The organism is Nesiotobacter zosterae, assembly GCF_033843645.1.
Lineage (GTDB): Bacteria > Pseudomonadota > Alphaproteobacteria > Rhizobiales > Stappiaceae > Pseudovibrio > Pseudovibrio zosterae.
Genome location: NZ_JAWXVZ010000004.1, coordinates 1 through 12,522 on the forward strand (window position 1 = coordinate 1; position 12,522 = coordinate 12,522).

At 53.2% G+C, this 12,522-nt stretch carries 12 protein-coding genes; 7 read left to right on the plus strand and 5 right to left on the minus strand.

Annotation, left to right across the window (positions count from 1 at the left end):
- Nucleotides 1–323: 323 nt before the first annotated feature.
- Genes Q3Y58_RS06570 through glsA form a run of 4 tightly spaced genes read left to right on the plus strand, consistent with a single transcriptional unit; the run spans nucleotide 324 to nucleotide 4,763 of the window.
- The gene (locus Q3Y58_RS06570) at nucleotides 324–827 is read left to right on the plus strand and encodes a DUF1269 domain-containing protein (protein WP_274219215.1); all 504 of its coding nucleotides are present in this window, start codon (nucleotides 324–326) and stop codon (nucleotides 825–827) included.
- Between the two features lie 55 nt (nucleotides 828–882).
- Nucleotides 883–2,283, plus strand: coding sequence for a glutamate decarboxylase (locus Q3Y58_RS06575; RefSeq protein WP_319621577.1), 1,401 nt, complete (start codon nucleotides 883–885; stop codon nucleotides 2,281–2,283).
- Nucleotides 2,284–2,308: 25 nt separating this feature from the next.
- Complete coding sequence (gadC, locus tag Q3Y58_RS06580; protein WP_319621578.1) at nucleotides 2,309–3,820, plus strand: putative glutamine/gamma-aminobutyrate antiporter GadC; 1,512 nt, start codon at nucleotides 2,309–2,311, stop codon at nucleotides 3,818–3,820.
- Nucleotide 3,821: 1 nt separating this feature from the next.
- Nucleotides 3,822–4,763, plus strand: a complete 942-nt coding sequence (gene glsA / locus Q3Y58_RS06585) for a glutaminase A (protein ID WP_319621579.1) — start codon at nucleotides 3,822–3,824, stop codon at nucleotides 4,761–4,763.
- A 24-nt stretch (nucleotides 4,764–4,787) separates the two neighbouring features.
- On the opposite strand, the gene Q3Y58_RS06590 is transcribed toward glsA, so the two are convergent.
- Nucleotides 4,788–5,000 (minus strand): DUF2061 domain-containing protein, encoded by a 213-nt coding sequence (locus Q3Y58_RS06590; RefSeq protein ID WP_274219211.1) that lies wholly within the window; start codon nucleotides 4,998–5,000, stop codon nucleotides 4,788–4,790.
- Nucleotides 5,001–5,121: 121 nt separating this feature from the next.
- On the opposite strand from Q3Y58_RS06590, the gene Q3Y58_RS06595 reads away from it, so the two are divergent.
- The gene (locus tag Q3Y58_RS06595) at nucleotides 5,122–5,970 is read left to right on the plus strand and encodes a helix-turn-helix domain-containing protein (protein ID WP_319621580.1); all 849 of its coding nucleotides are present in this window, start codon (nucleotides 5,122–5,124) and stop codon (nucleotides 5,968–5,970) included.
- Here the strand turns inward: Q3Y58_RS06595 and Q3Y58_RS06600 are convergent.
- Nucleotides 5,951–7,048 carry a capsular polysaccharide export protein, LipB/KpsS family gene (locus Q3Y58_RS06600; protein ID WP_319621581.1) on the minus strand — a complete coding sequence of 366 codons (1,098 nt, stop codon included), beginning with the start codon at nucleotides 7,046–7,048 and terminating at the stop codon, nucleotides 5,951–5,953. The two genes, Q3Y58_RS06595 and Q3Y58_RS06600, sit on opposite strands and share 20 nt — an antisense overlap.
- A gap of 93 nt (nucleotides 7,049–7,141) precedes the next feature.
- A complete protein-coding gene (locus Q3Y58_RS06605; RefSeq protein WP_319621583.1) occupies nucleotides 7,142–8,065 on the minus strand; it encodes a LysR substrate-binding domain-containing protein in 924 nt (307 codons plus the stop codon).
- Between the two features lie 116 nt (nucleotides 8,066–8,181).
- On the opposite strand from Q3Y58_RS06605, the gene Q3Y58_RS06610 reads away from it, so the two are divergent.
- On the plus strand, nucleotides 8,182–9,168 hold the full coding sequence (locus Q3Y58_RS06610; protein WP_319621584.1) for a TDT family transporter: 987 nt from the start codon (nucleotides 8,182–8,184) through the stop codon (nucleotides 9,166–9,168).
- A gap of 4 nt (nucleotides 9,169–9,172) precedes the next feature.
- Here the strand turns inward: Q3Y58_RS06610 and Q3Y58_RS06615 are convergent, their stop codons facing one another.
- Nucleotides 9,173–9,994, minus strand: coding sequence for a Cof-type HAD-IIB family hydrolase (locus Q3Y58_RS06615; RefSeq protein ID WP_319621585.1), 822 nt, complete (start codon nucleotides 9,992–9,994; stop codon nucleotides 9,173–9,175).
- A 100-nt stretch (nucleotides 9,995–10,094) separates the two neighbouring features.
- Complete coding sequence (locus tag Q3Y58_RS06620) at nucleotides 10,095–10,808, minus strand: SDR family NAD(P)-dependent oxidoreductase (RefSeq protein ID WP_319621587.1); 714 nt, start codon at nucleotides 10,806–10,808, stop codon at nucleotides 10,095–10,097.
- Between the two features lie 180 nt (nucleotides 10,809–10,988).
- Between Q3Y58_RS06620 and Q3Y58_RS06625 the strand changes: the two genes are divergently transcribed.
- On the plus strand, nucleotides 10,989–12,518 hold the full coding sequence (locus Q3Y58_RS06625; RefSeq protein ID WP_319621589.1) for a cryptochrome/photolyase family protein: 1,530 nt from the start codon (nucleotides 10,989–10,991) through the stop codon (nucleotides 12,516–12,518).
- The last annotated feature ends 4 nt before the right edge of the window (nucleotides 12,519–12,522 follow it).

Sequence of the window (12,522 nt, forward strand, 5' to 3'; positions counted from 1 at the left end):
AACTCTCGAGACTGACCATCTCAAAAGCGGTCTGCTGGGGGGAGGGTTTCTTCAACATACCCCATTGAATCAAAAGTCCCCGCATAAAGCGAGGACTTTCAATCACTTTGTCAGCAGTCTGAAGCCGCCCTCATCTGAGAGCGGCTTTTTTTATCTTGCAGCTGGGAATGGAAACAACTCAGGATCGCTTAACTACACTGGCGGCACACAATTGACGCAGCGACACCAATGCCCTATCGCTAGAGCGGAGCTACAACCGCCACCCGCCATAGGTGTAGTTTCCAAGAAAAACACAAGCACTGAAAAACAGTGAGTTTCAAACAATGTCAAACCTGATTGTTATCGCCTATCCATCCCTCGAACAAGCCGAGGATGTGCGCAACAAGCTGTTCTCATTTCAAAAGGAATACCTCATTCAGATGGGCGATGCCGTGATCGCTGAGAAGAAACACGATGGCCACATAAAGCTTCACCAGATCTTCAGTACAACAGCCGCAGGGGCTGCAACCGGCAGTCTATGGGGGCTTCTAATCGGCGTTATATTCATGGTGCCCCTTGCAGGTGTTGCAGTGGGCGCGGCTTCAGGAGCACTCGCAGGCGCACTGAGCGACTTCGGTATCAATGACAAGTTCATGAAGGATGTCGCAGACAGCCTGCAGCCAGGGAACGCAGCGCTCTTTGTCCTCATCAACAAGATTACCATGGACAAGGTTCTGGCAGGGCTTGAAGGCACAGGCGGCGTCATCATGCAAACGTCCCTCGACCATTCAAAGGAAGAGGATCTGCGAAAGGCTCTGGCAGACCATATCTCTGAAAACCCGAAGTGAACGCCCAACGGTACTGCTGGTGTTATGCGCCCGAGAACAAGAAGGACGGTGGGCAATGACGGTTAACAAACGAGACGAACTACGTTACTCGCTACTGGATAGCGTTTTTGCGGGACGCGATGTCAACAAGCCATTGCCCAAATACAAGTTTCCAGAGAACGAACACAACGCCCGCGAAATTATGCAGGTAGTTCTTGATGAGCTTTATCTGGACGGCAACCCAAGGCAGAACCTTGCGACCTTTTGCCAAACCTGGGAGGAGGATGAAGTTCACCGCATCATGGACATGGCCATCGATCGCAACATGATCGACAAGAGCGAATATCCGCAAACTGCAGAGCTGGAAATGCGCTGTGTCCACATGCTGGCTGATCTCTGGAACTCTCCCGAGGCAACAGTCACCGTTGGAACCTCTACGGTCGGCTCATCAGAAGCCTGCATGCTCGGCGGCCTTGCTGCCAAATGGCGCTGGCGCGCCCGCCAGAAAAAGGCTGGAAAACCAACAGACAGGCCAAACCTTGTTTGTGGTCCGGTACAAGTTTGTTGGCACAAATTCTGTAAATACTGGGACATTGAACTGCGCGAGCTGCCCATGCAGCCGGACGCCTGTCACATGACTGCAGAAAGCATGCTTTCTGCTATTGATGAGAACACAATTTGCGTTGTCCCGACCTTCGGCGTCACCTACACCGGTCAGTATGAGTTTGTCGAGCCGCTCTCCAACGCTCTTGATGCCTATGAAAATGAAACCGGCATCAATATCGACATTCATGTGGATGCGGCCTCCGGCGGCTTTCTTGCCCCCTTCTGCGCCCCCGACATTAAGTGGGACTTCCGTTTGCCCCGGGTCAAATCCATCAGCACCTCCGGCCACAAGTACGGTCTGGCCCCACTGGGCGTAGGATGGATCATCTGGCGCGACGAAAAAGAACTCTCCGAAGACCTGATTTTTTCGGTCCCTTATCTGGGTGGACAAGTTGGAACTCTAGCCATCAACTTCTCCCGCCCCGCTGGCCAAGTCATCTCGCAGTACTATCTCCTCAACCGGCTTGGCCGAGAGGGTTATCGCCGCATTCAAATGGCTTGCTACGATACGACACAGTGGCTCGCCGAACAGATCGAACGGCTCGGCCCCTTCGAGTTCATCAATGCCGGGGATCCACAACAAGGTATTCCCGCCGCCTGCTTCAAGGTGCGCGACGGTGCCACCCTGCCCTACTCTCTCTATGACCTGAGCGCGAAGTTGTTAGAGCGCGGATGGCAGGTGCCAGCCTTCAAGCTGCCTGCAAATGTTCAAGACACCGACGTGATCCGCATCATGATCCGCCAAGGTGTCAGCCGAGATCTGGCCGCGCTGTTGCTCGAGGACATGAAACGCACGATCAAGCATTTCGAAAGCCACCCTGTAGCCGTGCCGATGACGGAGCAAGAACGCGGCGCATACAAGCACAACTAATGGCCGCGGCGAGGTAGGACCAGCCATGACGGAAGTAACAGCGAGCAAGGAGACCACCAAGAGCGTTGCTCAAACGGTTAAGCTCTCAGTGTTCACACTCGCCATAATGAACGTTGCTGCTGTTGTCAGCCTTAGAGGGCTTCCAGCCGAGGCTGAGTACGGCCTCGGATCAATCTTCTATTATTTGTTTGCCGCCGTATTTTTCCTCATACCTGTTTCTCTGGTTGCTGCAGAGCTGGCTTCAACTCTTCCGCAAAAGGGCGGCATTTTCCGCTGGGTCGGCGAAGCCTTTGGCCCGCATATCGGCTTTCTGGCAATCTGGTTGCTCTGGATCGAGAGTACCATCTGGTTTCCAACCGTGCTGACCTTTGCAGCGGTCTCATTGGCATTCATTGGACCCGACCAGACATGGGACCAAGCGTTATCCGCCAACAAGTTCTATGTGCTTGCCACCTGCCTGATCATCTACTGGGGGGCGACACTGGTGAACCTGCGCGGCGTTGCAGCTGGAGCCAAGCTCTCCAAGTACGGCGCGTTGATTGGAACGATCATACCCGGCGCTATCATTATCCTGTTCGGCATACTCTGGGTGCTTTTGGGCAAACCCATTCAGATGCCAATTAATAAGGCCGAGCTTATCCCCGACCTGACCCAACTCAACAATTTGGTTTTGGCCTCAAGCATTTTCCTGTTCTACGCAGGCATGGAAATGAATGCCGTACACGTGCGCGAGATTGACAATCCCTCTCGCAACTATCCCCGTGCAATTTTCCTCTCCTCGGCCATTACTGTAGCGCTGTTCGTCCTCGGCACCATGGCGATCGGCTTCATCATTCCCCGGAGCGAAATCAACCTCACCCAAAGCCTTCTCGTCGCTTACTTCGACTATTTTAATGCTTTTGGTCTGGGTTTTCTGGCGCCAGTCATGGCTATAGCGCTCGCCATCGGCGTGCTGGCAGGCGTCTCCACCTGGATTGGCGGACCAAGCCGCGGCCTCCTTTCCGTTGGACACGCTGGTTACCTGCCCCCGTTCATGCAGAAAACCAACAAGAACGGCATTCAGATCAACATCTTGCTCATTCAAGGCGGCGTCGTAACACTACTCGTGCTGCTGTTTGTGGTTCTTCCGAGCGTTCAGGCCGCCTACCAAATCCTCTCCCAGCTCACAATCATGCTCTATCTGATCATGTATGTGCTGATGTTCACAGCAGCCATCTACCTGCGCTTTCGCAGCCCTAATTTGCCGCGCCCATATAAAGTGCCTGGTGGCACCATTGGCATGGTGGTGATTGGAGGCATTGGCTTGGCCGGAGCGCTTCTTGCCTACGGTCTCAGCTTCCTGCCCCCCGCCCAAATAGCCGTCGGCAGCCCTGTTGCCTGGGTCGGCTTGTTGGCTTTGGGAAACATTGTTTTTGTTGCGATACCTTTCATCATTTACGCTTTGCGCAAACCAAGCTGGAAGACGGCAATCGACGAAGACACTTTAGAACCATTTACATGGCAACGCCCTGCAGAGCCGCAAGCGAAGGGCAAGTGAGATGCCCCTACCCTACACCGCAAAACAGCTGCAAGCTGCTGTTCATACCGGGTTCTCTGTGGCTTTAAAGTGTTCAGGCGGAAGCAATGCCAGCTACATCCCCTATTTGGCTTCTGTTGACCCCAACTTGATTGCCGTCACCATCGTGACAGTGGACGGGAACACCTTCGCAGCAGGAGACAGTCAATACCAGTTTGCTATCGAGTCCATATCCAAAGTCTTCACGCTCGCGCTCGTCATGGATCAAGTCGGCTCTCCAGCCCTCAGAGCCAAGGTGGGTGCGAACCCCACCGGCATGCCATTCAACTCGGTCATGGCTCTCGAACTTGCTAAGGGCAAACCCATGTCTCCTCTGGTCAATGCTGGCGCAATTTCTACTGCCAGCCTAGTCAGCGGAAAGACACCGGATGAGCGTTGGCAAAAAATTCTCGCCACGCAGTCCGCCTTTGCAGGGCGTGATCTGGTGCTATCAAGCGAGATCAACCAGTCCGAACAAACAACCAACTTCCATAACCGTGCCATCGCATGGCTGCTTTACTCCGCTGGCACATGCTATTCAGATCCGATTGAGGCGCTCGACATCTATACCCGCCAGTGCTCTACCCTGATCTCAACCACTGATCTGGCGGTGATGGGGGCTACTCTGGCCAACAAGGGGAAGAACCCAATCACAGGAAAGCAAGTGATTGGAGCTGAAAATGTGCGGCATATTTTGGCGGAGATGATGATGGAAGGCCTCTACACAGCATCGGGTGATTTCGCTTACACCGTCGGCCTGCCGGGAAAAAGCGGTGTCGGCGGAGGCATCCTGGCGGTTGCACCAGGCAAACTTGCGATTGCTGGTTTCTCTCCCCCTCTGGATGCGAATGGGAACAGCGTACGCGGGCAGGCCGCCGTCAAATCCATCGCTGAAGAGCTCAAACTTAACCTGTTTGAAGCCTGAGTACAGGCAGCTCGTACTGCTGCCTTACCCCTGATGTTCTACGCGCCCCCAATCGATCTTGGCCCAAATGCGCTCATAAATGAAGTAAATCATAAAGCCCAACCCGGCGTTCACCAGAGCCATCAGCCCCCCAGTCCAGTAAGAGCCCGTAAACAAGAACCCAACAATCATCATGACGACCAGACCCGTGATTTGCCAAAAACAGGCTTTAACAATCGTTCTAAACTGCGTGTCCATTTTTACTCCATGATTCCATAGGCTTACGCAGTCTATACACCTGAAACCCGATGTTCAGGAAGGCATTATATTATTTACAATTATTATCATATGAGCAATAAAATAAACTATGACTAATAAAATGGACAAACGTGAGAGAGCTGCTCGCTTTCGTGTGCGCCTGCTGCAAGCATTAGAAGCTGCAAAAATGAGTCAGAGTGCACTGGCACGGCAAATTGGCGTGGAGCGCTCCACAATTTCACAGGTAGTCAACAGTGAGGACGCGCGCCTTCCAAACGCTCATGTGGTTGGGGAATGTGCTGCAGCACTCAATGTTAGCGCCGATTGGCTCTTAGGTCTCACTGACAAGCCCGAACAGGCAGGCGATTTGCTCCGCACCTCGTTTTCCATGACGAGGGCCGCCAGAGCCGCCGCTGACGAGGAGATCTTCAACTGGCACCAAGAGGCGACGGGCTACAAAATCCGACATGTGCCCGCCACCCTACCGGATATGCTAAAGACCCGCGGCGTCCTGCGCTGGGAATACGCCACTCATTTCAAGGGATCTCCAAAGGAGGTCATTGCCGCCTATGAAGAACGGCTTGACCTTTTGAAAGGTCGGGGATCCGACTACGAGATTGCAGTCCCACTCCACGAGATTGAAAACTTCGCGGCGGGCCAAGGCTACTATCAGGGGCTCCCCGCCGACATTCGCCGCAAGCAACTGGAAACGATTTTGGATGTCTACGATGAGCTGTTTCCCGCACTCCGTGTATTTCTGTTCGACGCCAAGCACATCTACAGCGCCCCTATAACCGTTTTTGGTCCGCTGCTGGCAGTGGTTTACATTGGTCAGAGCTATCTGATTTTCCGCGAGAGCGAACGCGTACGCACACTCTCTCACCACTTCGACACGTTGGTGCGAGAATCCGAAATCGACGCGCGCGCTATTCCCGATTTCTTGAACGACCTCATCGCTCGGCACTTCTAACGGAGCGCGTCACCAGCGGCTTGTTGGGAAGTACCAGAAGTTTGTGCAGAAAAAAATTGAGTTCCCTTGGCATGATCTGCTGAAACCTGGGAACTTGACGCGGCATGTGTTGTCTCAGGTAGTTCATTTGGTCGGCGGCCCGGAAGAAATCGATTTTGGTGCGGCTCCATGCATCAAAATAGAATGCGTAGTCCCAATAAACCGCAGCCACCATGTCAGTTAAAGAGCATGCTAGCCGCTCTGGCATGGAGATGTGATCGTGAGTAAGTCCGCGCCCTGCGTAAAATGGTGCGCCCCAACAGTGAACTGACGCTCCAGCCATCAACGCCTCAAAACCCAACTGGCTGGAAACGCAGTGTACTTCAGTGGCGACATCAAAGAGCAGCCATGGGTTTACGCTTTCCTGCAACAGCTGCACACGCGTGTCTCGCAACAGCTTATCGGGAATACAGCCCTTCTTTCGGCCCGACATTACATCTGGATGCGTTTTGACGATGACGGGGCGACTGGGGTAGGCCTCCAGCACATATGCCAGCATTTCCGCAAAGCGGCCCTCGCTCGCTTGAGCACCCGAAATGGACATATCGCCAAAGGTTTGATCAACACACAAAACAGCGTTCTCAGTATTAAACGACAAGATAGACGCCGGATGGAGGTCCCTTTCAAAACTGTTGTACTTTGAGAGCCCCAAAGACTTCAGGGTTTCAATAACTTGAGCACCAAGTGTATCGCCGTGAGCATCTACCCTGCTCGCTATAAGCTTGTCGAGACGCGTTGCCTGCTGTGTGTCGTAGTAAATGCCCAAATCGTCATAGAACAGGGAAGCCGATGGCGATGTGGGCCCAGGGTAGATGGAACGAAGAAAGCCGTCTTCGATTGCCAGATACCTAAGACCATTATTCTTGGCATAAAGGCGCGGATCGTTGATGGCAGGCTTGTTGCCCCATCCCACTACGGCGACCACACCCGCGGGGGGTTTCTGCGTTCTGCGAAGATAGACTGGATCCAAGCCCGTGATCTGAGAAATTTCGTGGCGGTAAGCCCAGACGCCCGATCCAATTACCGCTACTTTCGCCATGATCCGCCCCCTGATTGGGGAAGGAGAGTAGGATGCCCTTGTGCTTCAGAAAATCCGCAGGTTTTCCCAGCTCAAAAGCACCGGAGTCCGGCATCAGCGAAGCAACCCCTGGATCTCAAAGGACCAATTTCGGGAAAAGTCGAGAAACAAACTCTGAAGCGAGCCCATGTACTTCTGTTGATGATACAGCAGCCAATACTGCCGATGCATTTCTCCCGGCACATGGATTTGGCCAACACGCCCCTCTTCCAGCGCATGAGACGTTGATAGCTTGGACAAGCACGCATATCCAAGATTTGCGGTGACCGCATTGATAATTGCCTCATGGCTATTCAACTCAAACGAGCAGTGCCACTTGGGCATTTTCGGCGCAAGATTTTGCAGGAAGAACTCTCGAGTTCCAGAGCCGGGTTCTCGGAGCAACCAATCTGAGGCGTTAAGTTCGCTAAAGTCTTTGATGCGCTTTGAATTGAGGGGACTATCCGGAGCACACAGCACCACCATCTCATCTTCATGCCAAGGTTCAAGAACGAGATCCGGCTCGTCAACGCGCCCCTCAACAAAAGCCAAATCCAGCTCGAACCCCAGCAACATGGTCACGATCTGAGAGGTATTGGCAATCTCCAAGGTCTGCTTTTTGTGTCCGGTTTCGGCTCTGAAATGGCCGAGCAAATACGGCAGCACGTGATTGCCGATCGTGTGACTGCCACCAATGCTCAGCGCGCCAGCCAACGGATCCACATCACTCAAAAGCCCTTCAATCTCCTCGGAACGAACGAGAAGCTCAGAGGCGAGTGGCAACAACCGACGGCCTTGCGCATTTAGGTGAAGTCTGTTGTTCAACCGATCGAACAACCTCTTGTCGAGGAGGCGCTCCATCTCCGAAAGCGCCGTACTTACCGCGGGCTTGGAGAGATGAAGCCGTTCCGCAGCAGAGGTAACAGATTGCTCCTGTGCCACGGCAAGAAAGACTTTGATTTGCTTCAAGGTCACCGTCATGGGAACAGAGTTTAACATGTTCCAATTTATCGAACAGGTGTTTTTGAAGTTTCAAATATTCAAAACAGAAAGGAAAGGATATTCATAAACCCAAGGCCCAAATGATTGGACCGCCCCTTCAGAGCCGAGCGACCATGAACAAATCCGCCCTCAAAACTAAACTGACAGCTATTCCAACCCCAATGGCCGGCCTTGCCCTCGGTATCGCAAGCCTTGGATGGTCTTGGGAGAATATGGGCGCTTTCCACGGGCAGCTTCAGCACTTGAGTGCAGCCATCGGCGGCGCCATGCTCTTGGCACTAGCTCTGAAGTTCTTGATTGTCCCAAGATCTTTGCTTGATGACCTGAAGCACCCAGTAGTTGGCAGTGTTGTCCCAACATTTGCCATGACCAGCATGATACTCTCAAAGTCGGTTGGAGATTACTCAGTCATGCTGGGCTCAGGGATTTGGCTGTTCGCCGTTGTGCTTCACCTTTGTTTTCTTGCAGGTTTCATCTTTCACCGAACAAAACAGTTCCATTTCCTGCACATGGTCCCCAGTTGGTTTGTGCCTCCGGTTGGAATTGTCGTGGCCAATGTGGCCTTTCCTGAAGTTGAGGCTCTACGCCCATTTGCCAATGCCTTACTTGTATTTGGAATGGCCAGCTATGCGGTCATGTTGCCGATCATGATGCACAGGCTGATCTTTCACTGCAAAGTACCAGACGCGGCGAAGCCAACACTGGCAATCCTGGCGGCACCAGCCAGCCTGTGCCTGGCGGGGTACCTCACCATGACCCCGGACCCTTCACCAGTGATTGTTGGTCTGCTCGGAGGCATCGCCGTGTTGATGACCATGCTCATCTACATGGCCTCAGGGCGCTTGCTGCGGCTATCCTTCTCCCCGGCCTATGCTGCCTACACCTTCCCGCTCGTGATCGGGGCAACTGCGATGTTCAAGGTAGCAAACTACATGCAATCTCAGGGCCTAAGCCTTGAGTACGTGGAGCAGGTACGATGGATTGCAACCGTCGAGCTTTATATTGCCACGCTGGTGATCATCTACGTGACAGCGCGCTATCTTTGGCACTATTCGCCGCTCCACAAGATAGGGCTAGCTGCTCAGGAACGCCAAGCTTAAGGCGCTACAGAGTTTCAATCAGCTGCTCTATGATGGCTGCAACCCCATCTTCGTCATTTGAAGGTGCCTGATACAGCGCTACTTTTGCGATGTCTTCGCGAGCATTTGCCATAGCAAACGAATAGTTCACACTTTCCAGAAGGGTGCGGTCATTTCCACTGTCCCCAAACGCGGCTGCGTGCGACCAATTTAGGCGCATGGAGTAGAGCAAGGCCTCAGCTGCCCGAGCCTTGTTCAAGCCCTTGGGAACAAACTCCAGATAGGTGTCAGTCGTTCGGAAGCAGTCAATATGCTCTGCTATTTCAGAGGGAAGCCCTGAAGCCAAAGCATTGAGAGTCTCATCACCGCCAATGGCCATAACCTTGATGGCCTCATCCAGTTGCTTAGGCACATAGCCGATCTGACGGGGCTCTTGATTTAAGAACTCCACGCGCTTTCGGGTGCGCTCGTTGTCCTCAGCCGCGCACCACCCTTTGGCATCATGAATGGTCATAAGCACGTCGTGACGACAGAGATAGTCGCAAAGCGCAAGAGCAGCTTGTTCCTCAAAACGCCCGGAAAGAGTGATTTCCCCGGTCACCGTGTCACCCCGCACACCGCCATTAAGGGCAATATACGGCCCAACCAACTCCAACTCCTCGCAGAGCGCCTCTACAACATTTGCTGGCCGACCTGTCGCCAGCACAACCGAATAACCCAAGCTTTGAGCGGTCTTGAGGGCCTCTCTACTTCGCAAGGATATCGCCCCTTCGGAGTTAACCAGCGTCCCATCAAGATCTATGAAGAAAACTCTGATATGGCGCGCAGCTGCGTGAGGCGAGAACATGTGGCGTAATCCGCGTTGATCCAATCAGAATTTTCTAAATGGTTTCGCGGTAGTTTTCCATAAGGGCAGCTGCGCAAATCGCGATATATCTGGGCAGCACTCAGGCCGGTATCTCCTTTCCATCCCAAGCAAAACACTTGCCTGTGTCTGCAGCTGTCATCTGATCAAGCACGGCCAACAGGCATTGCGCGGAGTGGTTGGCAGAAAACAGTTTGTCTTCGGGTACGTTTCCCTGAAATGGCTTCGAAAGTCCTGTATCCACGGTTCCAGGATGCAAGCCGACGACCATGCCCTCTGAGTTCTTGCGCTCGTATTCGATGCTTGCAGATTTCAAGATCATGTTCAAAGCAGCTTTTGAAGCCCTATAAGAGTACCAACCGCCGAGGTGATTATCGGATATGCTGCCAACACGTGCCGAGATTGCGGCAAACTGTGCCCTTTGCCGCCGGTGCAGCAACGGCAAAAAGTGCTTGAGAACCAATGCGGGGCCAATTGAGTTCACCGCGTAGATCTTCGCCATATTTTCTGCTGTCAGATCACGCCAACTTTTCTCAGGCATGGAATGGTCATCATGGAGCATCCCCGTGGCGACGATAACCCGATCAACGCCACCATCCGGAATTGTTTTGGCAGCCGAGATAATGGATGCCTCCTCTGTGATATCCAATTGCCCAGGGACGACGTTTGGCTGATCAATGCCGCTGGGCTGGCGAGATAACGCGATGACTTTCGCGGATGGGTAACGCCGAACACTCTCCTCCACCAAGCCCCGACCAATCCCACCTGAAGCACCGACGATGACGATCCGTTCCATGCCGTTTCCTCACTTCTTTGATTATTGACCAGTATGTTACGCCTGCCAGGAAGCGAGAGATCAACTCCGCAGGTGCCTCGTCTTGGATCGGCCTATCCTTGCCCATTGGTATTGAGCGGAAGACAAATTTCAATCCCGCCCTATCCTTGGGGTCAACGCAATCAATCAAAGGCAATGTGCATGGCTTCCACCAATCTTGTTGTTGTTCTGGGCGATCAGCTCTCGATGTCTCTGTCTAGCCTCAAGGACGTGGAACGCGCTGACACCGTTGTCCTGATGGCGGAGGTGGCCGCTGAAGCTTCCTACGTAAAGCATCACAAGAAAAAGATTGCATTCCTGTTCAGCGCGATGCGCCACCACGCGCAGGCGCTGGAAGCAGATGGCTGGCGAGTGGACTACATAGAATACGGCGCCTCGGGCAACTCAGGCACCCTGTGTTCAGAAATCGCGCGCGCTGCAAAACGTTGGAACGTGGATCGCGTTTTCATGACAGAACCTGGTGAATGGCGCCTCAAGCAAGAGTTTGAGGCTCTTAAACCTGATCTCGCCTGCCCTTTGGAAATGCTGCCCGATGACCGGTTTCTATGCAGCCACGCTGAGTTCTGGCAATGGTCCAAGGGCCGCAAGCAACTGCGTATGGAGTACTTCTATCGCGACATGCGCCGCAAGACAGGGTTGCTCATGGACGGTGATCAACCCGAGGGAGGCCAATGGAACTATGATCAGGAGAACCGCAAACCCGCGGCCGACGACCTGTTCATGCCAAACCCGCCACAGTTCGAGCCAGACAGCATCACAAAAGAAGTGCTTGCCTTATGTGAAAAAGAGTTTGCCGATCACGTTGGCGAACTCTTCCCGTTTTGGCTGGGCACGACAAGAGAGCAAGCGGAACAAGCAGCGGATTACTTCTTTGAGCAGGCCCTCCCATTCTATGGCGATTACCAAGATGCAATGTTGGTAGGACAACCCTTCCTCTATCACTCAGTCCTGTCGCCCTATATCAATTGTGGCCTCCTAGACCCGCTTCAGCTTTGCAGGAGAGCCGAGGAAGCCTACAAGAAAGGCCGAGCCCCTTTGAATGCTGTTGAAGGCTTCATTCGGCAAATCATTGGGTGGCGGGAGTTTATCAGAGGCATTTATTGGCTCAAAATGCCAGAGTATATCGAACTCAATGCCCTTGATGCGCAACGCGACCTACCGGCCTTTTATTGGACCGCCGACACGCAAATGCTGTGTCTCAAGGAAGCCATTGGCCAAACACTTCAACACGCCTACGCCCATCACATTCAACGCCTGATGCTCACGGGAAATTTCGCAATGCTAGTGGGCGTTGCACCGAAACAAATCCACGAATGGTATTTGGCAGTTTACGCAGACGCCTATGAGTGGGTTGAGCTTCCCAATACCTTGGGCATGAGCCAGTTTGCGGATGGAGGCATTTTTGCATCAAAACCGTATGCGGCGAGCGGAAACTACGTGGCAAAAATGTCCAACTACTGCGACAGCTGCACCTACAATGTGAAGAAGAAAACCGGCCCAGACGCATGCCCAATGAATGCCCTGTACTGGCACTTCCTCTCTCGCAACGAAAAGCATTTGGCCAAAAATCCACGCATCGCGCAAATCTACAGCACATGGAACAGAATGTCTGACGCCAAGCGAAAAGAATACATCGACAGCGCCGACGCTTTTCTGCAAACGCTGACGTAGCCAA

What these genes read in the sequence shown, in the direction of transcription:
- Q3Y58_RS06570 (WP_274219215.1), top strand. Translation starts at nt 324, where the DNA reads ATGTCAAACCTGATTGTTATCGCCTATCCATCCCTCGAACAAGCCGAG.
- Q3Y58_RS06575 (WP_319621577.1), top strand. Translation starts at nt 883, where the DNA reads ATGACGGTTAACAAACGAGACGAACTACGTTACTCGCTACTGGATAGC.
- gadC (WP_319621578.1), top strand. Translation starts at nt 2,309, where the DNA reads ATGACGGAAGTAACAGCGAGCAAGGAGACCACCAAGAGCGTTGCTCAA.
- glsA (WP_319621579.1), top strand. Translation starts at nt 3,822, where the DNA reads ATGCCCCTACCCTACACCGCAAAACAGCTGCAAGCTGCTGTTCATACC.
- Q3Y58_RS06590 (WP_274219211.1), bottom strand. Translation starts at nt 5,000, where the DNA reads ATGGACACGCAGTTTAGAACGATTGTTAAAGCCTGTTTTTGGCAAATC.
- Q3Y58_RS06595 (WP_319621580.1), top strand. Translation starts at nt 5,122, where the DNA reads ATGGACAAACGTGAGAGAGCTGCTCGCTTTCGTGTGCGCCTGCTGCAA.
- Q3Y58_RS06600 (WP_319621581.1), bottom strand. Translation starts at nt 7,048, where the DNA reads ATGGCGAAAGTAGCGGTAATTGGATCGGGCGTCTGGGCTTACCGCCAC.
- Q3Y58_RS06605 (WP_319621583.1), bottom strand. Translation starts at nt 8,065, where the DNA reads ATGTTAAACTCTGTTCCCATGACGGTGACCTTGAAGCAAATCAAAGTC.
- Q3Y58_RS06610 (WP_319621584.1), top strand. Translation starts at nt 8,182, where the DNA reads ATGAACAAATCCGCCCTCAAAACTAAACTGACAGCTATTCCAACCCCA.
- Q3Y58_RS06615 (WP_319621585.1), bottom strand. Translation starts at nt 9,994, where the DNA reads ATGTTCTCGCCTCACGCAGCTGCGCGCCATATCAGAGTTTTCTTCATA.
- Q3Y58_RS06620 (WP_319621587.1), bottom strand. Translation starts at nt 10,808, where the DNA reads ATGGAACGGATCGTCATCGTCGGTGCTTCAGGTGGGATTGGTCGGGGC.
- Q3Y58_RS06625 (WP_319621589.1), top strand. Translation starts at nt 10,989, where the DNA reads ATGGCTTCCACCAATCTTGTTGTTGTTCTGGGCGATCAGCTCTCGATG.